Genomic DNA, 18,700 nt, shown 5'->3' on the forward strand with positions numbered 1-18,700 from the left:
AAAGGGTCAACCCTGTACCCGACCTGGCTAGCGGCGCTTGCTACCCCCAAGTAACGACCCCATCAAGCCCCGTACCAACTGACGCCCGAACTGGTTGGCTGCCTGGCGCATTGCCGACTTGATCGCTTGTCCGGCCGCGCTCTGCAAAAACTCTCCGGCCTTGTCGGTAAAACTCTCCTCGGCGGCAACGGGCGCTTGCTCGGGCGCCCCGGCTCCACCTTTGCGAGCCGTGAGCATTTCGTAGGCAGACTCGCGATCCACCGGCTTGTCATAGCGCCCGGCCAACGGCGATGCCTTGATCAGCGCAGCGCGTTCCGCGGCGCTCAAAGGACCGATCCGCGACTGAGGCGGGGCAATCAACACTCGCTGGACCATGCCCGGTGTGCCCTTCTCTTGCAAAGTACCCACCAAGGCCTCACCAATCCCAAGCTCCGTCAACACGCTCAAGGTGTCGATATCCGGGTTGGGACGAAAGCCTTCAGCCACAGCCTTCAAGGACTTCTGCTCCTTGGCAGTGAATGCGCGCAGGCCATGCTGAACCCGCAAGCCCAACTGGGCCAGAACATCATCTGGCAAGTCGCTTGGCGACTGGGTTACGAAGTACACCCCCACACCTTTGGAGCGAATCAGGCGAACCACTTGCTCCAGGCGATCCTGCAGCGCCTTGGGCGTGCCATTGAAAAGCAGATGCGCCTCGTCGAAAAACAGAGCCAGCAAGGGCTTGTCGGCATCGCCGCGCTCCGGAAGCTGCTCGAACAACTCAGCCAGCAGCCATAACAAGAACGTCGCATAGACCTTCGGCGCCTCGTGAACCAGCCGGCTGGCGTCGAGCAAGTGAATACGCCCCCGACCATCGGCATCGGGGTGCAGCAGATCCTCCAATTGCAACGCCGGCTCACCAAACAAGGCTTCGGCGCCTTGTTGCTCCAGGGTAGCCAAGCGCCTTAACAGTGCCTGACTGGAACCGGTTGTCATCAGCGCGCTGTCATCGCCCAGCAACTGCGGGTTGTCCTTGAGGTGCGCCAGAAGCGCCTTGAGATCCTTGATGTCGAGCAGCAGCAGACCTTCGCGATCAGCCACCTTGAATGCTGCATAAAGTGCTGCCTGCTGGCTGTCGGTCAGTTCCAGCAGGTTGCCCAGCAACAAAGGTCCCATCTCACTGAGGGTGGTGCGCAAGGGATGGCCGGTCTGCCCATGAATATCCCAGAGGCTGACAGGGTAGGCCTGCGCCCGATACTCGAGCCACGGCATTGCAGCAATGCGCTCTGCAACTTTGCCCTGAGGGTTGCCGATGGCGCCCAAGCCACACAGGTCACCTTTGACGTCGGCGGCGAACACGGCTACCCCGGCATCGCTGAACGCCTCGGCCATATGCTGCAAAGTCACCGTCTTGCCGGTGCCGGTCGCACCGGCAACCAGGCCGTGACGGTTGGCCAGACGCATGGCCTGGGCTACCGGTTGACCGGCCGGATCGGCACCAAGAATGAACTGCGAAAAGTCAGGCATGTTTTTTCACCCTCTATTTAAGCTTTGGCTCGAATCGGCCGATATCTCATTAGCGATAGACCATCAGAAAGACAGGATAAGCCCGACAAGGAAAGCCGACCTGCACTGCTTTCAAACTGCTCTTTGTGCGAACGACCCGGATAACAAACCTTAGCGGACAAACTCGTTATGAATAAAAACCTCCGATTCAGCCACAAGATCCTTCTGGCCGCTTCTTTGATCGTCATGATCGCTTTCACGCTCTTCACTTTGTACAACGATTACCTGCAGCGCAATGCAATTCGTGAAGATCTGGAACGTTATCTGGTAGAGATGGGCGATACCACATCAACCAATATTAAAAACCTGTTTGATGGGCGTATTCTGCTCGTACAAAACGTGGCACAGAACATTGCCGCGTTTCCCGGCGCGGAAAATGTTGGCACCTTGCTCGGCCAACAGGCCCTTGTTTCGAGTTTTCTGACTGTTTATCTGGGTGACGTCAATGGTGGCTTCACCATTCGTCCTCAAACCAAAATGCCTGATGGCTACGATCCACGAGTGCGTCCCTGGTACAAGGACGGCATGGCCGCCAATGGCCCAATCCTCACTGAACCCTATATTGATGTCAGCACGGGCAAAATGGTGATTTCGGTGGTTGCCACTGCTGCGCGCAACGTCGGTGTCGTCGGCGGCGACCTGGCACTTGATGGCCTCACCGAAATTATCAACTCGCTGAACTTTGGCGGTATGGGCTATGCCTTCCTGGTCAACGACCAAGGCAAGATTCTGGTTCACCCGGACAAGAACCTGGTGATGAAGTCGCTTTCAGACCTGTTCCCGCAGAATACCCCACGCCTGACCAAGGACCTCAGTGAGGTGCAGATCAACGGCCAGACCCGCTTGTTGACCTTCGCCCCGGTCAAAGGCCTGCCATCTGCTAACTGGTATATCGGCCTGTCCGTCGAAAAAGACAAAGCCTACGCAATGCTCAGCACCTTCCGCACGTCAGCGGTGATCGCCACGCTGGTTGCGGTGGTGATCATCATCAGTCTGCTCGGCCTGTTGATTCGTGTGCTGTTGCAGCCGTTGCATACCATGACCCGCGCCATGGAAGACATCGCCGAAGGCGAAGGTGATCTAACCAAGCGCCTGACCCTGCACAGTCAGGACGAATTCGGCATCCTCGGCACCGCGTTCAACCGCTTTGTGGAGCGCATTCACACCTCGATCCGCGAAGTGTCTTCGGCCACCGAACAGGTCAACGAAGTGGCGCTGCGCGTGGTCAGCGCCTCGAACTCCTCGATGGTCAACTCCGACGAGCAATCCAATCGGACCAACAGTGTCGCCGCCGCAATCAACCAGCTTGGCGCCGCTGCCCAGGAAATTGCCCACAACGCTGCCCAGGCCTCGCAGCAAGCAAGTTCAGCGCGTCATCTGGCTGAAGAAGGTCAGCAGGTAGTCGATCGCAGTATTGCTGCGATGAACCGCCTGTCGGATTTGATCTGCACCTCCAGTTCACATATCGAAACGCTCAACAGCAAAACGGTGAACATTGGCCAGATCCTCGAAGTGATCACCAGCATCTCCCAGCAGACCAACCTGCTCGCACTCAACGCTGCTATCGAAGCGGCCCGGGCGGGTGAAGCCGGTCGCGGGTTCGCCGTGGTCGCCGATGAAGTGCGTAACCTCGCCCACCGCACCCAGGAGTCTGCACAACAGGTACAGAACATGATCGAAGAACTGCAGGTGGGTGCCCGCGAGTCGGTCGACACCATGGGCCAGAGCCAGCGCCACAGCCAGGACAGCGTTGAAATCGCCAATCAGGCCGGTGAACGCCTGGGCAGCGTAACCCTGCGCATCGGCGAGATCGACGGCATGAACCAGTCAGTGGCTACCGCCACCGAAGAGCAGACTGCCGTGGTCGACTCGATCAATATGGACATCAATGAGATCAACATGCTCAACCAGGAAGGGGTGGAAAACCTGCAGTCGACCCTGCGCGCCTGTGCCGACCTCGAGCAACAGGCCACGCGCTTGAAGCACCTGGTCGGCAGCTTCCGCATCTGACCGCCCTCGGGCAGCGGCGAGCACCGCTGCCCCTCCCCTCGCAGCGCGATCGAACAAACTATCCTTCATAGAGGTCCACCTTTAGGTACGTCATCAGGCGAGCAGCAATCGCCGATGAAACACCTTGGAGACGATCTTGGAGGGATGCTGATCGTGCACATCGCTGACATCACCATGTTCTACGCCCCGGCCAGTGGCGGCGTGCGTACTTATCTTGATGCCAAACATCGCCGCCTGGACCACACCCCCGGTGTCCGTCACAGCCTGTTGATCCCCGGTGCCAGCCCCCAGCATGCCAATGGTATCTACCAGGTACCGGCCCCCGCCCTGCCGTTTGGAAACGGCTACCGCTTTCCCTTGCGCCTGGCCCCCTGGCGCAACATTCTCCAGGACCTGCAACCGGACCTGATCGAAGTCGGCGATCCTTACCTCACCGCCTGGGCAGCGCTGGACGCGCGGCGCCAGCTCGATGTACCGGTGATCGGCTTCTACCACTCGGACCTGCCGCTGTTGGTCAGCAACCGCATGGGCAACTGGTTCACCCCCAATGTTGAGGCCTATGTCAGCAAATTGTATGGCAACTTTGACCGGGTCCTGGCTCCCAGCCTGGTAATGGCCAACAAACTTCGCGGCCTTGGCGTCGGCAATGTCCATGTACAGCGCCTGGGCGTAGACCTTGCCACCTTCAACCCCCAACACCGCGACAGCGACCTGCGCCGCCAGCTGCATATCGCCGACAACACCCACTTACTGGTGTTTGCCGGCCGTGGCTCGCGGGAAAAAAACCTTCCCGTGCTGCTGGATTGCATGAAACGCCTTGGCAGGCACTACCACCTGCTGCTGGTAGGCTCGCACATGCCTTCCAACGTACCGGCCAACGTCAGCGTTATCGACCACTTCTGCCCGGCCCACGAAGTCGGCCGCTTGCTGGCCAGTGCCGATGCCCTGATCCATGCCGGCGACCAGGAAACCTTCGGCCTGGTCATACTCGAAGCCATGGCCAGCGCAATTCCGGTTATTGCGGTGGCAGCAGGCGCCTTCAAAGAAATTGTCGACGACCGTTTTGGTCGGTTGTGCACCCCCAACGATGGCCAGGCCATGGCCAAGGCAGTGCGTGAAGTATTCGAAGAAGGGGCGGTACAACTCGGCCAGCAGGCGCGCCGGCACGTCGAGCAACACTACGCCTGGGACAGCGTTGTAAATGGTTTGCTGGCCCACTACCGCGCCGTTCTGGGCCATGAACTGCAGGTACGAACCCATGCTTGAGCCCGCGGCTAACCAAGACGGGCGAAGTCTGCTGCTGGTGCTGCATGACGTTGCACCGCACACCTGGCCTGACTACCAGCCATTCGTAGAGGCTGTGGATGCCTTAGGCGATATCCCCATGACATGGCTGGTGGTTCCAAACTTTCACAAGCGCGATCCGCTGGCACTGGCCACCCGCTTTCGACGCGTGCTCGACCTGCGCCTGCGCCGGGGCGACGAACTCGTGCTGCACGGTTTCTACCATGCTGACGACAGCCCACCGCCACGCTCGGTACGGGACTATTTCATGCGGCGCATATACACACACGAAGGCGAGTTCTACAGCCTTGACCAGGCTGCGGCACTCGAACGTCTTGAGGCCGGCATGGCGTTGTTCCGCCAGTTCGACTGGCCCCTGGCAGGGTTTGTCGCGCCAGCCTGGTTGATGAGCGAAGGCACCCGCCGGGCACTGCGCAACCTCCCCTTGCAGTTCACCAGTAACCCTCGCTACTTGTATCGGTTGCCAGACTTCACTCCCATCCAGGCCCCTGGGCTGGTGTGGAGCGCCCGCAGTGCCTGGCGTCGCGGCTTATCCAAGGTCGCCTGCGACCTGCACGCCTCGCGCTTGCAGCAGGCGCCGGTGATACGCCTGGGCTTACACCCGGTGGATATGCGCCACAGCTTTTCCCGCCGCTACTGGCTACAAACCTTGCAGCACTTGATGCAACAGGGCCGTACGCCGCTGACCAAATCCGCCTGGCTCGCCAGCAGGCCGACCAGGTGAACCGCCTGCTCTGGTTGCTTCTGGCCCTGGTGATGGCGCTGCTGGTGCCGACCTTGCTTGGCGGTAGCGATCTACTGGTACGCCTGCGCAGCTTTGCTCCCACCCTGATGCTCGGTCTGCTGGGTATGATCCTGATGTGCTGGGTCATCAATGCCATGCGCTTGCGGCTACTGTTGGGCAGCCAGGGCGAAAAACTGGGGCGGATGCGTAGCCTGGGCGTAATCATGGCTACTGAGTTCGCCATCTGTACCACCCCCGGTGGCAGCGGCGGTCCGCTGGCCTTGATGGCGCTATTGGCTCAGGATCGCATCAGGCCGGCGCGCAGTGGCGCTGTGTTCGCCGCCGACCAGATCAATGATCTGGTCTTTTTTCTCTGCGCCATGCTCGCAATCGCTGGATATTCAGTGTTTCACAGCATCAGTCGCAACCTGGAGGGATTGCTCGCCAGCAGCGCCGTATTGATGATCGGAGTACTGGCCGGGGTTGTGCTGCTTCTGGGATACCGACGCTCAATGCTGCACTTGAGCGGCAGTCTGCTACGAAGACTCAAGGTATCAACCTCGCGCCGACGCCGCTGGACGTGCAAGGTATTGCACTTTTTTCGCGCGCTGGCCGATACCTGGCGACTGCCAAAGCGCACGCTGGCACTGGTGTTCGCCCTGACCTGCGTACATTGGGGATTGCGCTATAGCGTGTTGTATCTGGCCTTGCAGGGGCTTGGGGTGGACCTGCAATGGATGCTGAGTTTTCTGATCCAGATGCTCTCGCTGAGCGCCGGCCAGTTCAGCCTGTTGCCAGGCGGTGCCGGTGCCGCAGAACTGACCTCGGCAGCCTTGTTGACCCCGCTGGTAGGCAAATCTACAGCGGCGGCTGCAATTCTGATCTGGCGGGTGGTGACGTATTACTTCTACTTGCTTGCTGGTGGCCCGGTATTCCTGTGCCTGCTGGGCAGACCCTTGCTGGCGCGCTGGCGCTTCAATCAGGCTCGGGCACGTCGTTAGCCGATTGCTGCTTCCAGAGTTCGGCGGCACCGGGAAAATCGGTGCCATCTTCGCTGTCCAGGGCTTCTGGATCGTAACGGCTCAAACAGCCCTCGCCAAGAACGGGTGGGGCTTTGGAGGTTGCCTTGTCGAGCGGATCGGCCATTTTGCAACCTCCATGGAACGCGTTAGTTGAAAACCACCGTTTTATTACCGTGAACCAGTACGCGGTCCTCCAGGTGATAGCGCAAGCCACGGGCCAGCACCATCTTCTCGACGTCACGACCGAACCGAACCATGTCCTCGATGCTGTCGCTGTGGCTGACGCGTACAACGTCCTGCTCGATGATCGGACCGGCATCCAGTTCTTCGGTTACATAGTGGCAAGTAGCACCGATCAGTTTCACACCACGCAGCGAGGCTTGGTGATAAGGCTTGGCACCGACAAATGATGGCAGGAAGCTGTGGTGAATGTTGATCACCTGCTGGGCATACTCCTGGCACAGTTGCGGCGGCAGGATCTGCATGTAGCGCGCCAGCACCACAACATCCGCAGCGTGCTCCTTGACCAGGCGCGAAACTTCAGCAAACGCTGGTTGCTTGTCCTGCGGGTCTACCGGGACGTGAAAAAACGGAATGCCATGCCATTCGACCATGCTACGCAGGTCGTTATGGTTGGAAATCACGCAAGGAATATCGCAATCCAGTTCCTTTGCATGCCAACGGTGCAGCAAGTCCGCCAGGCAATGAGACTCGCGGCTGGCCATCAACACCACGCGCTTCTTCTGATCGGTGTCGGTTATACGCCAGACCATCGAGAATTCTTCGGCAATGGGTGCAAACGCTTCGCGAAACGCCTCGATGCCAAATGGCAGCGTTTGTGCGCGAATTTCATGACGCATGAAGAACCAACCGCTCTGCTCATCGGAGTGATGGCTCGCTTCGTTGATCCAGCCGTTATAGGACGCCAGGAAATTACTGACTTTGGCGACGATGCCAACGCGGTCGGGGCAAGCAATCACCAGCCGGTAGGTTTGCATGAAAGGGGCTCCAGATACTTCGCAAAGGCGCTCATTCTAACGATTGCCCGGAAAAACTGCAGTAGAGAATGTGTCCAACCCGTCGCCTTTATCTGCAGCGCCCGAGGCTGGCGGAAGCAGCGCACCGAACGGTGTGGCGACAAGTTGAGTGTTATCTGCAAGTCTTAGTTTGTAAATTTTTCTTAATACAAATTATTGGATTGATTTAAGCACCTGCGCATTTATTACCAAGTTAAATGTTTACTTGGCAGTACGCTCTGACTATTATTGGACCACTGTCTCCCTGATTTCCCTATTTCCAAGGATCCTCAAATGTCCCTGATCAACGAATACCGCGCTACAGAAGAAGCCATCAAAGAACTGCAAGCGCGTCTGGCAAACCTGTCGAACGACGACAAGCTGAAGAAAGAGCTGGAGTTCGAAGGTAAACTGCGCACTCTGATGGGTGAGTATCAGAAGTCGCTGCGCGATATCATTGCGCTGCTCGACCCAGAAGCAAAATCAGTAAAAGTACCTCGCGGCGCTGTTAAAACCACCGGTACCAAGCGCGCGCGCAAGGTCAAGCAATACAAAAACCCGCACAACGGTGAAGTCATCGAAACCAAAGGCGGCAACCACAAAACCCTGAAAGAGTGGAAAGCCAAGTGGGGTGGCGATGTGGTTGAAGGCTGGGCGACCCTGCTGGGTTAATAGCCGGTCACTGCAACCTCGTTTGCACTGACATAAAAAAAACGCCAGCTCGCTGGCGTTTTTTTTCGTCCCGTGTTTACAAACCAAACTGCAGCTTCAGCGTTTGGACGTGCGCCCGCCACTGCCCGAGCAACTCACGCTGCGCAGCGTCAGCCCTGTCCCAGCACTCCTCTACAGCCTGTTCAAAATCCCCGACCGTATTGGGTGCCCCCCACTGTGGGTCGCTCAAACGCTGCTTGCAGAACAACTGCCAGCGCTGTAATTCTTCATCGTTCAAGGTCTCGATAAAATTGCGCGCCCGATAACGAAACAACAACTCGGACAGTCGTTCATCATCAAACATCCACTGCCCCTGCCCTAACTGCCTTGGCTCGGCATTTCGCACTTGCTCGCACAGACGCCTGTCACGGTCACCAATAAATCCGTCATACAGCTGCTGCTCGGGATCTTCGCACGGGGCAAATTCTTCCTCGCGGTAAAGATTCTGTAACTTATCTTGCCAAGTCCTTTCAGCCGCTATCAAGCTTGATGCCCGCGCTTGGAATAAGGACATATCCAGATCCAGGCGTTGCTTATCTTGCTCACGCAAAACATTCAGTGGCGCAACAACCGGACATCGGTTGATGTGCACTAACTTCAACGGTACCGGTAATTGTCCCTGCGTCAGATCTTCACGTCGCGTGTATAAGCGCTGGCGCAGAGAATCACCGTCCTCCTGCAACAAGGGCTGCGGGTCCATGCCCAGGTCACAGACAATCAAGGCATTGCGATTACGTGGATGCCAGGCAAGCGGCAGGACAACGCCAAGGTAATTACGTGCCGCAGAAAAACGCCCGGAAATATGTACCAGCGGCTGCAGCAAGCGGATCTGGTCCAGCACTTTCTGTTTACTGCGCAATTGAAACAACCAGTCATACAGCTTAGGTTGTTTCTCTCGGATCAATCGCGCCAGCGCGATGGTAGCGCGCACATCGCTCAGTGCCTCGTGAGCCTGGCCATGATCAATACCATTGGCTGCGGTGAGCAATTCCAGGCGCAAGCTGACGCGTCCTTCTTGCTCGGGCCAGACGATGCCATCCGGTCGCAACGCATAAGCGGCACGTACCACGTCGATCAGGTCCCACCGGCTGTTCCCGCCCTGCCACTCGCGGGCATACGGATCGAAGAAGTTGCGGTAAAGACTGTAGCGAGTCACTTCGTCATCAAAACGCAAACTGTTATAGCCGGCACCGCACGTGCCCGGGCGAGAAAGCTCGGCATGCACACGCGTCATGAATTCGGCTTCGCTCAAACCGCGACTGGCCAGTTGCGCAGGCGTGATGCCGGTCACCAGACAGGCAGCCGGATGCGGCAGAATGTCGTCACTGGGCTGGCAGTAGAAATTGATCGGATCTTCTATCTCGTTGAGGTCGAGATCGGTGCGAACTCCGGCCACTTGCAGCGGCCGGTCATTGCGCGGATTGATACCGGTGGTTTCGTAGTCGTGCCAGAAAATGCTGGTGCTCACAGGGTCGTCCTGAACATAGGGTCGACCAGAGTCTAGGGCTACTCTCTTGCCACGGCCAGCCTCAGGCTGAAGCCCCTAACGGGTAGAAACTGAAATAATTACGCAGGGCGCGCACCAGCTTGGGGTATTCATCGGGTGCCTGCAGCAGCATGAAACCGGAATCGTAGTGGCCGGGAGTCTCGTCTTCATGGCACCACAGGCAGCTGGCGGTCAGGTTGATCAAGTGGACCCCACCGGTGCGGCCAATCACTTTCAGTTGCAACTCGAAATCCGGACCGACCAGCATGGGTAACTGGCTGATCAACATCAGGCCGTCTTCGGACACGTTACCCAGGTAGCCGATGGGCTGATCGGTAAAACGGTTGAAGACTTTGAGGAAATAAGGGAGCTGGTGACGCTCGATGCGGCGCTCGTTAAACATGATCGCAATCGCTGCCGGAGACCCTTTAGCAGGGCCGCGCTAGTGCTACTGATTTGTGTAAGGTTCAGTCATAAGATTAGCGCAACCTGACTCTGGCGTCACAATCGTCCCGGAGCACTTTGGTATTAACGCCAAGGCGTAGCGGCCACCGGTCGGGTCGTTGCGGCCTCGGCGCTGCGAAAGTGCCCTAGTTGCTCCAAGGTCTGCAGGCGGGCACGGGCGCGATAGGCGTACTCATTCTGCGGATAACGCGCAATGAGGTACTGATAGGTCTGCACGGCATCAACATACAACTTCTGGCGTTCCAGGCACTGGCCGCGCAGCATCGACACTTCGGGGTGAATGAATGGCCGTGCGCGGCTGGTCCGGTCTACTTGCGACAACTCGAGCATGACCTGCTCGCAGTTGCCGCGGTCATAGGCACGGTAGGCGTTGTTCAGATGATGGTCCATCGACCAACGGGTGCAGCCGACGACACTGGTCGCCAAGGCAATAACGATCAAGGCTCGCATGGGGAATCTCCTGTATTGCGCAGTTTATCGACCTTTAACCAAAAATCTGTAGCAGCAAGGCCTGTTGCCCTCTTCGTTGCATACCCTCACGCCATCGCGCCTACCACCACAACACCGTTCAAACGCCCCCCTGCCAACGGGCAAGGTAGTGCAAAGGAACAATGACTACAGCGAAATTCCAGAGTAGCCTTTCGCTGCGCTTCACTATAGGAGTCTGTGCATGACCATCCGCCGTACCAAAATCGTCGCCACCCTAGGCCCCGCCAGCAACTCACCGGAAGTTATCGAACAACTGATTCTTGCCGGTCTGGATGTTGCTCGCCTGAACTTCTCCCATGGCACGCCCGATGAGCACAAAGCTCGCGCTCGCCTGATTCGCGAGATCGCTGCACGCCTGGGCCGCCACGTGGCACTGCTCGGCGACCTGCAAGGCCCGAAGATTCGTATCGCCAAATTCACCAACAAGCGCATCGAACTGAAAGTCGGTGATCGCTTTACGTTCTCTACCGCTCACCCGCTGACGGACGGCACCCAGGATATCGTCGGTATCGACTATCCAGACCTGGTCAAAGACTGCGGCGTCGGTGACGAGTTGCTGCTCGACGATGGTCGCGTGGTGATGCGGGTCGAAACCGCCACCAGCGATGCTCTGCACTGCTCGGTGCTGATCGGTGGCCCGCTGTCCGACCACAAAGGCATCAACCGCAGAGGGGGTGGCCTGACCGCCCCGGCCCTGACGGAAAAAGACAAAGCCGACATCAAGCTGGCAGCCGAAATGGACCTGGACTACCTGGCCGTTTCCTTCCCGCGTGATGCCAGCGACATGGAATACGCCCGACGCCTGCGTGACGAGTCTGGCGGTAGCGCCTGGCTGGTAGCCAAGATCGAACGCGCCGAAGCGGTCGCGGACGACGAAACCCTCGATGGCCTGATCGCTGCCAGTGACGCCGTGATGGTTGCGCGTGGTGACCTGGGTGTGGAAATCGGCGACGCCGAGCTGATCGCTATCCAGAAGAAAATCATCCAGCACGCTCGTCGCAACAACAAAGCCGTCATCGTTGCTACGCAGATGATGGAGTCGATGATCCAGAACCCGATGCCAACCCGTGCTGAAGTGTCCGACGTGGCGAACGCCGTGCTCGACAACACCGACGCGGTGATGCTCTCGGCCGAAAGTGCTGCTGGCGCCTACCCGATCGAAGCGGTCCAGGCCATGGCGCGCATCTGCCAGGGTGCTGAAAAGCACCCTACCAGCCAGAAGTCCAGCCACCGTCTGCACACCCGCTTCGAGCGCTGTGACGAAAGCATCGCCCTGGCGGCCATGTACACGGCCAACCACTTCCCTGGCGTCAAGGCGATCATCGCCCTCACCGAAAGTGGCTACACCCCGCTGATCATGTCGCGCCTGCGCTCCTCGGTGCCGATCTTCGCCCTGTCGCCACACCGCGCCACCCAGGCTCGTGCCTCGATGTTCCGCGGTGTCTACCCGATTGCTTTCGATCCAGCTGCCCTGGCACCTGAGAAAGTCAGTCAGGCGGCGGTCGATGAGCTGCTCAAGCGTGGTTTGGTGGAGCCTGGTGACTGGGTAATCCTGACCAAAGGCGACAGCTACCACACCATCGGTGGCACCAACGGCATGAAGATCCTGCATGTTGGCGATTCGCTGGTCTGATTCTGCCAGGTAACGAAAAAACCGCAGCCTGAGCTGCGGTTTTTTTATGCATGCCCGATGAAGATATCGGCAAACAGCTGGTTGCGCGGCAACCCTGCCAGAAACAGTCGCCGGGAAAACTGCTCGACGCTGGCGGGAGAACCGCAGGCCAGCGCAATCGTCTGGCGTGATTGCAAACGTATCGATGCCAACGCCTGGGGCACATCTTGGGCAGTGAGCAACTCCACTTGCAGTTGCGGGTGATCGTTCGCCAGCTCAGCCAAGGCACTTGCCTGATAATGCTCCTCGCCATCATGTGCCAGGTGCAGCAGACGAATCGGTCCGTGGTGTTCCTGTCGCAGGGCTTCGCGCAAAATACCCCACAACGGCGCCAACCCCGTACCTGCAGCCAATAGCCAAAGCGCGCGCTCCTGCCAGTCCGGGTCGTAATGCAACGCGCCGCCGCGCAACTCACCAAGCCGCAAGGCGTCCCCAACCTGCAGTTGGCGCGCTGCGTCACAGAACGCACCGGGCCGACGACAATCCAGATGAAACTCCAAAAAGCGCTCTTCATCGGGCAGGCTGGCCAATGAATAAGGCCGAGCTACGCCGTTGGCACTCCACAACACCAGGTGCTGACCTGCCTGGTAGCGCAACGCTCGCTCCGCTTGCAGACGCAGGCGCAACACCGTCGGGCTCAACCAATCGTGCGCTATCAGCGTTGCGCCGATACCATCTTGATGCGGATCGAACAGGGCAACCTGCAAATCGTCTTCGACCCGACATTGACAGGACAGGCGCCAACCCAAGCGGTGTTGGTCCGCGCTCAAGGCATCGGGCCGGGCATCCTGCGGCCGGCCTTGCAGGCAGCGCACCAGACATGCATGGCAACTGCCAGCGCGGCAACTGTACGGCACTGAAAAACCTGCAGTGTTGAGGGCATCGAGCAGATTGCTGCCCGACGCCACTGTCCACTGCTGCTCACCCACCCGCAATTCAGGCATCAATGGTCTCCCGGACCTTCAAGGCAGTCAGTTTATGCATAAACAGGCGTTACGCAAAAACGATGCCTAGCGGTTACCGACCTTCGTCAGACCACTGATACGTGAACCAATGGCCGATGCGCGCTATACTGCCGCGCCTTTTTGCGCCGCCAGTCAGACCGTCGGCGCGCCGTGAAAGGTCGTTTCGACACCTCGGCCTGTCCGCGTCGGAATACCTTATTGAATGTTCCCGTCTTTAAGAGGAGCGCGCTGCATGACCGTGATCAAGCAAGACGACCTGATTCAGAGCGTTGCCGACGCCCTGCAGTTCATTTCGTATTACCACCCCGTTGACTTCATTCAGGCCATGCATGAGGCCTATCTGCGTGAAGAGTCGCCTGCTGCGCGTGACTCCATCGCGCAGATCCTGATCAACTCGCGCATGTGCGCCACTGGCCACCGCCCGATCTGTCAGGACACCGGTATCGTCACCGTGTTCGTACGCGTCGGTATGGATGTGCGCTGGGATGGCGCCACCATGAGCCTGGACGACATGATCAACGAAGGCGTGCGTCGCGCCTACAACCTGCCGGAAAACGTCCTGCGTGCCTCGATCCTTGCCGACCCGGCAGGCGCTCGCAAGAACACCAAGGACAACACCCCTGCGGTCATCCACTACTCCATCGTTCCGGGTAACACCGTAGAAGTGGATGTGGCGGCCAAAGGCGGCGGCTCCGAGAACAAGTCGAAAATGGCCATGCTCAACCCGTCCGACTCGATCGTCGACTGGGTGCTCAAGACCGTTCCGACCATGGGTGCTGGCTGGTGCCCGCCGGGTATGCTCGGCATCGGCATCGGCGGTACCGCCGAGAAGGCCGCAGTGATGGCCAAGGAAGTGTTGATGGAATCCATCGACATTCACGAGCTCAAGGCCCGTGGTCCGCAAAACCGTATCGAAGAGATCCGCCTGGAGCTGTTCGAGAAAGTTAACCAGCTGGGCATCGGTGCCCAGGGCCTGGGCGGTCTTACCACCGTGCTCGACGTCAAGATCATGGATTACCCAACCCATGCCGCGTCACTGCCGGTCTGCATGATCCCTAACTGCGCAGCGACCCGTCACGCCCACTTCGTGCTCGACGGTTCCGGCCCGGCTGATCTTGAGGCGCCATCGCTGGATGCCTACCCAGAAATCGTCTGGGAAGCTGGCCCATCGGCCCGCCGTGTCAACCTCGACACCCTGACGCCGGAAGAGGTGCAAAGCTGGAAGCCGGGCGAGACCATCCTGCTCAACGGCAAGATGCTCACCGGTCGTGACGCTGCGCACAAGCGCATGGTTGAAATGCTCAACCGTGGCGAAGAGCTGCCGGTCGACCTCAAGGGGCGTTTCATCTACTACGTGGGCCCGGTTGATCCGGTACGCGAAGAAGTGGTTGGCCCTGCCGGCCCAACTACCGCTACGCGGATGGACAAGTTCACGCGTCAGATTCTTGAGCAAACCGGCCTGCTGGGCATGATCGGCAAGTCCGAGCGTGGCCCTACCGCCATCGAAGCGATCAAGGACAACAAAGCCGTTTACTTGATGGCTGTCGGTGGTGCCGCTTACTTGGTGGCCCAGGCGATCAAGAAGTCCAAGGTACTGGCATTCGCCGAACTGGGAATGGAAGCGATCTACGAGTTCGATGTCAAGGACATGCCCGTTACCGTTGCGGTCGACAGCAATGGTGAGTCGGTGCACATCACCGGGCCTGCACTGTGGCAGAGTAAAATCGCCGAAAGTCTGGCGGTTGAGGTGAAGTAATTCGCAACTTGTGGTGAAAAAGCCCGGCAAATGCCTAATGCCAGTCAGTTAAGCTGACTGGCATTTTCATTTTCGGGTCGGGTATTTTGCTGGCCGGTGCTTGACCGCTCTAGGAAACCATCGATCAGGTCGCCGATGGGGTAAGACGTATTGCGCCGCTGATGCCTGCAAATCGGCGAGAAAACCAGGCAGGTTACCCGGATGATTTAGCCACGTGCCATGCAGCAAACCCAAGATCGCCCAGCTGCATGCGGTGAAGCTCATCTCGCATGGATACACACTGAATGCGTCAGTAACGTTTGGCCCGCTATATAAATCCACCGAGGTTAGTTACGCCGATCCAGCAAGTTAACCACCAACCGGTCCAACCACCCCCATACCCGCTGCTGCAAGCGCTTCCACAACGGTCGCGCATGCCAATGGGCGAAATCAATACACAGGCTTTGCGCAAAGTCACGCTCGAAACTCGCTGCTACCGCAGCCGTCAGCGGCGGATCAAGTGCCTCGACATTGGCCTCGAGATTGAATCGCAGATTCCAATGATCGAAGTTGCACGAGCCGATACTCACCCAGTCGTCCACCAGCACCATTTTCAGGTGCAAGAAGCACGGCTGGTATTCGTAGATTTTCACCCCTGCACGTAACAATCTCGGGTAATAACGATGGCCGGCATAACGCACCGACGGATGATCGGTACGTGGGCCGGTCAATAGCAGCCGCACATCGATACCGTTAGCGGCAGCCCGTCGCAGGGAGCGACGTACTTTCCATGTCGGCAAGAAGTAGGGCGTAGCCAGCCAGATACGCTTTTGACCGCTGTTCAATGCACGCACCAGCGATTGCAGAATGTCCCGATGCTGGCGGGCATCGGCATAAGCTACGCGGCCCATACCCTCGCCACGATCAGGCACATGAGGCAGGCGCGGCAGGCCGAAGTGCGTGGGTGGTCGCCAGGCCGTGCGGCGCAGGTTGGCGCGCCATTGGCGATCGAAGAGCATTTGCCAGTCGGCCACCAACGGCCCCTGCATCTGCACCATCACCTCATGCCACTCGCTGGTATCTTGTTCCGGCACCCAGAATTGATCTGTAACACCGGTACCGCCAACAACCGCCCAGGATTGATCGACCAGCAGCAATTTTCGGTGATCCCGGTAGAGATTGCGCACGCCCCGGCGCCAGCTCAGACGGTTATACCAGCGTAACTCGACCCCCGCCGCAATCAGGCGCTTACGTAAATTCAAGGTGAAGGCCAGCGCCCCATAGTCATCGAACAGGCAGCGCACTTGCACGCCGCGTTCAGCCGCCTGGATCAACGCCTGGACCATGGCCTCGGCGCAGGCACCCGCCTCTACCAGGTACAGCTCCAGATCGACCTGCTGCTCAGCACGTACGATGGCTGTAAGCATGCGCGGAAAAAACGCAGGGCCATCGATCAATAATTCGAACCGGTTGCCATCTCGCCAAGGGAAGACCGGTCCGGCCATGTCAGCGCGCCGTGAAGATCAGGACCGCATTAACCGGCACTGACGGGCTGATCGATTTGAGCCCCGCCAGTTTACGCAGCGTCTCCACGCCTGGGAGCAAATCGAAGTCTTCGGCGCGTAGCATCAAGGGCTCCAGGGTCACCACCTGAAAACGCCGCTCGTCCAGGCGTGTGGCCAGCAACAAGGCGTTGTAACTGTGTTCCTTGCCATGCAGCTCGACCGTCAACGGCATGCGCAACTCGACCTGAGCGCCATTGGCCAGGTCGTTGATCGGACGCAGATCGATCTGGGCCCTGACCTTGGCTTCCGGGAAGCGCGCATAGTCGAACAAATCCTTACGCATACGCTCATCACGCAATGGCACGCCACTGTTGTTGGAGTCCATTTCGATCATCAGCTCGGCGGCGCCCTTACGGTCGACTTTGCCGTGCAACACCAAAAAGCGGTGAACTTCGGCGGTATCGCCATTTTTGCTGGAGATAAAGGACAGGCGCGAAGACTCGCCATCCAGGTGCCAATTGGCATTGGCCGAGAGGCTCACGACAGCAAGCAGGGCAAGTAGCAGACGAGGCAAAGAGAACATGAGAGATCCTGTAACACTGAGGTCGTCAACATTACCCGGCTGCCCTCACGGCAGCAAGCTGCAGCCTTCGCGGGTACCGCGCCACAGTGCACGACGTTCAACGCCGAGCCCCACAGCAGTGACCTGGCGAGCCTGGGTGTTTTCCTCAAGTCGGCTCAAGGGCAGATACTGGCGCACGTAGGCCTGGCAGTAAGGCGTATCGAAACCCATGACGAACCGACAGGAGCAGTACTCCTTGGCAGAATAGGCGCTGAGAATCCCGGGGAAATCCGCCAAGGCCTGACGCTCGTGCCACCCCCAGGCCACAACGAGCAACACGAGCAGCAGCCACAAGCGCTTCATGGTTGCCCCTCGGCCTGTGCAGCCAACACCCGCTTAAGCAACTCGTTGTGTTGAAAGCGGCCATCGCGATCATCGGCGTAACGCACCACGACAATCTGCTCCTGCGGTAGCACATACAGCGCCTGGCCCCAATGACCCAAGGCCGCGAAGGTGTCGGCCGGCACATCCGGCCAGGGCCGTGCGCCGCCGGGCAGCGGCTGGTTGAGCCACCAGTGCCCGCCAGGATTGGCTTCTCCAGGTTCGGCGACTGCCTTGTCGAACAGCTTGCGATTGAAGGCAACCCATTCCTGGGGCACAACCTGCCGCGCTTGCCAGCGCCCGTTTTGCAGCATCAGCAAGCCGATCCGCGCCAGGTCGCGTGCATTCATATACAGATAGGATGAACCGACAAATGTGCCGCTGGGATCTTTCTCCCACACGGCTGATTCAATCCCCAGCGGCGTGAACAGAGCTTCCCAGGGGTACGATGCGTAATGCCCAGGCGGTAGCATTGTACGCAGGGCTGCAGCTAACAGATTGCTGTCACCACTGGAATAGAGAAAGCGTTGGCCTGGCGTTTGGGCTGCGGGTCGAGCGGCGGTGAAGGCGGCCATGTCACTGCGCCCACGGGTATAGAGCATCGCCACCACCGATGAATGCAGCGGTGCGTATTCGTAGTTTTCCTGCCAATTCAGGCCACTGGCCCAATGCAGCAGATCCTCCAGCCGAACATGAGGGTGGGCCTGCATCGGCGGATAAAACCGAGCCACCGGGTCGTTGAGGCGAAAACGGCCCTCACCGTACGCAACGCCCAGTACCGTAGCCAACACGCTTTTACTGATGGACCAGGTCAGGTGCGGGGTATTGGCGGTGGTTGGCGCGCCATAGTGCTCGTAAACAATGCGCCCCTTCTTGACTACCACCAAAGCATCGGTACGCACACCTTCACGATGACTGTCGTCACGCGCGGCAAACGCATAGGCCTGAACGTCTCGCCAGCGCGTACTGCTGGAGTCATCCGCCACGCTCCAGTCAGGGCTGGGCCAGACTTCCTGGGCAAACGCCCGGTGACTGGTGAGAAACAGGCTGAGCGTCACAGCCAACAGCGTTTTGTACATGCGGCGTCACTCAAGACCTGGGACTGCT

18 protein-coding genes and 1 pseudogene are annotated in these 18,700 nt (G+C 58.8%); 8 read left to right on the top strand and 11 right to left on the bottom strand.

The annotated features are described in order from the left end of the window. Positions 1-27: 27 nt before the first annotated feature. Entirely contained in the window at positions 28-1,506 is a 1,479-nt protein-coding gene (locus H8F21_RS21290) for a helicase HerA-like domain-containing protein (RefSeq protein ID WP_203478196.1), read from the bottom strand. Between the two features lie 225 nt (positions 1,507-1,731). Between H8F21_RS21290 and H8F21_RS30120 the strand changes: the two are divergent. From H8F21_RS30120 to H8F21_RS21310, 5 genes and pseudogenes are all read left to right on the top strand, one after another. Then, positions 1,732-2,697 (top strand): annotated as a pseudogene (locus H8F21_RS30120) (HAMP domain-containing protein); the annotation flags it as partial. Between the two features lie 93 nt (positions 2,698-2,790). After that, complete coding sequence (locus tag H8F21_RS30125) at positions 2,791-3,555, top strand: methyl-accepting chemotaxis protein (protein ID WP_371922308.1); 765 nt, start codon at positions 2,791-2,793, stop codon at positions 3,553-3,555. Between the two features lie 144 nt (positions 3,556-3,699). After that, on the top strand, positions 3,700-4,821 hold the full coding sequence (locus tag H8F21_RS21300) for a glycosyltransferase family 4 protein (protein WP_203478322.1): 1,122 nt from the start codon (positions 3,700-3,702) through the stop codon (positions 4,819-4,821). Beyond that, positions 4,814-5,584 (top strand): DUF2334 domain-containing protein, encoded by a 771-nt coding sequence (locus H8F21_RS21305; RefSeq protein ID WP_203585269.1) that lies wholly within the window; start codon positions 4,814-4,816, stop codon positions 5,582-5,584. Before H8F21_RS21300 ends, H8F21_RS21305 begins: the two co-directional genes overlap by 8 nt. Further along, entirely contained in the window at positions 5,581-6,585 is a 1,005-nt protein-coding gene (locus tag H8F21_RS21310; protein WP_203478202.1) for a lysylphosphatidylglycerol synthase transmembrane domain-containing protein, read from the top strand. Before H8F21_RS21305 ends, H8F21_RS21310 begins: the two co-directional genes overlap by 4 nt. On the opposite strand, the gene H8F21_RS21315 is transcribed toward H8F21_RS21310, so the two are convergent. Continuing rightward, positions 6,560-6,730: a hypothetical protein gene (locus H8F21_RS21315; protein WP_203478204.1), complete on the bottom strand. Its 171-nt coding sequence runs from the start codon at positions 6,728-6,730 to the stop codon at positions 6,560-6,562. The genes H8F21_RS21310 and H8F21_RS21315 overlap by 26 nt on opposite strands. 22 nt (positions 6,731-6,752) lie before the next feature. Beyond that, a complete protein-coding gene (purU, locus tag H8F21_RS21320; RefSeq protein ID WP_136474749.1) occupies positions 6,753-7,604 on the bottom strand; it encodes a formyltetrahydrofolate deformylase in 852 nt (283 codons plus the stop codon). Between the two features lie 312 nt (positions 7,605-7,916). Between purU and mvaT the strand changes: the two genes are divergently transcribed. Beyond that, positions 7,917-8,294: a histone-like nucleoid-structuring protein MvaT gene (gene mvaT, locus H8F21_RS21325; RefSeq protein WP_136474748.1), complete on the top strand. Its 378-nt coding sequence runs from the start codon at positions 7,917-7,919 to the stop codon at positions 8,292-8,294. 76 nt (positions 8,295-8,370) lie between these two features. Here mvaT and sbcB read toward each other — a convergent pair whose 3' ends face one another. The 3 genes from sbcB to H8F21_RS21340 form a co-directional block, all read right to left on the bottom strand. Then, the gene (gene sbcB / locus H8F21_RS21330) at positions 8,371-9,801 is read right to left on the bottom strand and encodes an exodeoxyribonuclease I (protein WP_203585270.1); all 1,431 of its coding nucleotides are present in this window, start codon (positions 9,799-9,801) and stop codon (positions 8,371-8,373) included. Between the two features lie 61 nt (positions 9,802-9,862). Beyond that, complete coding sequence (locus tag H8F21_RS21335; RefSeq protein WP_203478208.1) at positions 9,863-10,222, bottom strand: PilZ domain-containing protein; 360 nt, start codon at positions 10,220-10,222, stop codon at positions 9,863-9,865. Positions 10,223-10,347: 125 nt separating this feature from the next. Further along, positions 10,348-10,734 carry a tetratricopeptide repeat protein gene (locus H8F21_RS21340; protein ID WP_203585271.1) on the bottom strand — a complete coding sequence of 129 codons (387 nt, stop codon included), beginning with the start codon at positions 10,732-10,734 and terminating at the stop codon, positions 10,348-10,350. Positions 10,735-10,954: 220 nt separating this feature from the next. Between H8F21_RS21340 and pyk the strand changes: the two genes are divergently transcribed. Further along, a complete protein-coding gene (gene pyk / locus H8F21_RS21345; RefSeq protein WP_136474744.1) occupies positions 10,955-12,406 on the top strand; it encodes a pyruvate kinase in 1,452 nt (483 codons plus the stop codon). Between the two features lie 44 nt (positions 12,407-12,450). On the opposite strand, the gene H8F21_RS21350 is transcribed toward pyk, so the two are convergent. Continuing rightward, complete coding sequence (locus tag H8F21_RS21350; protein WP_203543558.1) at positions 12,451-13,389, bottom strand: iron-sulfur-binding ferredoxin reductase; 939 nt, start codon at positions 13,387-13,389, stop codon at positions 12,451-12,453. Positions 13,390-13,642: 253 nt separating this feature from the next. On the opposite strand from H8F21_RS21350, the gene H8F21_RS21355 reads away from it, so the two are divergent. Further along, the gene (locus tag H8F21_RS21355; protein WP_136474742.1) at positions 13,643-15,166 is read left to right on the top strand and encodes a fumarate hydratase; all 1,524 of its coding nucleotides are present in this window, start codon (positions 13,643-13,645) and stop codon (positions 15,164-15,166) included. 326 nt (positions 15,167-15,492) lie between these two features. Here the strand turns inward: H8F21_RS21355 and H8F21_RS21360 are convergent, their stop codons facing one another. The 4 genes from H8F21_RS21360 to H8F21_RS21375 are packed head-to-tail and all read right to left on the bottom strand — an operon-like array spanning position 15,493 to position 18,672. Further along, the gene (locus tag H8F21_RS21360) at positions 15,493-16,650 is read right to left on the bottom strand and encodes a phospholipase D-like domain-containing protein (RefSeq protein ID WP_203585272.1); all 1,158 of its coding nucleotides are present in this window, start codon (positions 16,648-16,650) and stop codon (positions 15,493-15,495) included. A 1-nt stretch (position 16,651) separates the two neighbouring features. Beyond that, positions 16,652-17,233 (bottom strand): YceI family protein, encoded by a 582-nt coding sequence (locus H8F21_RS21365; protein ID WP_203478219.1) that lies wholly within the window; start codon positions 17,231-17,233, stop codon positions 16,652-16,654. Positions 17,234-17,278: 45 nt separating this feature from the next. Next, positions 17,279-17,575: an amidase gene (locus H8F21_RS21370; RefSeq protein ID WP_203478229.1), complete on the bottom strand. Its 297-nt coding sequence runs from the start codon at positions 17,573-17,575 to the stop codon at positions 17,279-17,281. Then, positions 17,572-18,672, bottom strand: a complete 1,101-nt coding sequence (locus H8F21_RS21375) for a serine hydrolase domain-containing protein (RefSeq protein ID WP_203585273.1) — start codon at positions 18,670-18,672, stop codon at positions 17,572-17,574. The genes H8F21_RS21370 and H8F21_RS21375 overlap by 4 nt, the downstream gene beginning before the upstream one ends. Positions 18,673-18,700: the final 28 nt, after the last annotated feature.

It is taken from the genome of Pseudomonas arcuscaelestis, assembly GCF_016881005.1.
Lineage (GTDB): Bacteria > Pseudomonadota > Gammaproteobacteria > Pseudomonadales > Pseudomonadaceae > Aquipseudomonas > Aquipseudomonas arcuscaelestis.

Coding starts and splice junctions, on each gene's coding strand:
- H8F21_RS21355 (WP_136474742.1), top strand. CDS start 13,643: ATGACCGTGATCAAGCAAGACGACCTGATTCAGAGCGTTGCCGACGCC.
- H8F21_RS21360 (WP_203585272.1), bottom strand. CDS start 16,650: ATGGCCGGACCGGTCTTCCCTTGGCGAGATGGCAACCGGTTCGAATTA.
- H8F21_RS21335 (WP_203478208.1), bottom strand. CDS start 10,222: ATGTTTAACGAGCGCCGCATCGAGCGTCACCAGCTCCCTTATTTCCTC.
- H8F21_RS30125 (WP_371922308.1), top strand. CDS start 2,791: ATGGTCAACTCCGACGAGCAATCCAATCGGACCAACAGTGTCGCCGCC.
- purU (WP_136474749.1), bottom strand. CDS start 7,604: ATGCAAACCTACCGGCTGGTGATTGCTTGCCCCGACCGCGTTGGCATC.
- H8F21_RS21350 (WP_203543558.1), bottom strand. CDS start 13,389: ATGCCTGAATTGCGGGTGGGTGAGCAGCAGTGGACAGTGGCGTCGGGC.
- H8F21_RS21365 (WP_203478219.1), bottom strand. CDS start 17,233: ATGTTCTCTTTGCCTCGTCTGCTACTTGCCCTGCTTGCTGTCGTGAGC.
- H8F21_RS21340 (WP_203585271.1), bottom strand. CDS start 10,734: ATGCGAGCCTTGATCGTTATTGCCTTGGCGACCAGTGTCGTCGGCTGC.
- H8F21_RS21315 (WP_203478204.1), bottom strand. CDS start 6,730: ATGGCCGATCCGCTCGACAAGGCAACCTCCAAAGCCCCACCCGTTCTT.
- H8F21_RS21305 (WP_203585269.1), top strand. CDS start 4,814: ATGCTTGAGCCCGCGGCTAACCAAGACGGGCGAAGTCTGCTGCTGGTG.
- H8F21_RS21300 (WP_203478322.1), top strand. CDS start 3,700: ATGCTGATCGTGCACATCGCTGACATCACCATGTTCTACGCCCCGGCC.
- mvaT (WP_136474748.1), top strand. CDS start 7,917: ATGTCCCTGATCAACGAATACCGCGCTACAGAAGAAGCCATCAAAGAA.
- H8F21_RS21375 (WP_203585273.1), bottom strand. CDS start 18,672: ATGTACAAAACGCTGTTGGCTGTGACGCTCAGCCTGTTTCTCACCAGT.
- pyk (WP_136474744.1), top strand. CDS start 10,955: ATGACCATCCGCCGTACCAAAATCGTCGCCACCCTAGGCCCCGCCAGC.
- H8F21_RS21370 (WP_203478229.1), bottom strand. CDS start 17,575: ATGAAGCGCTTGTGGCTGCTGCTCGTGTTGCTCGTTGTGGCCTGGGGG.
- H8F21_RS21290 (WP_203478196.1), bottom strand. CDS start 1,506: ATGCCTGACTTTTCGCAGTTCATTCTTGGTGCCGATCCGGCCGGTCAA.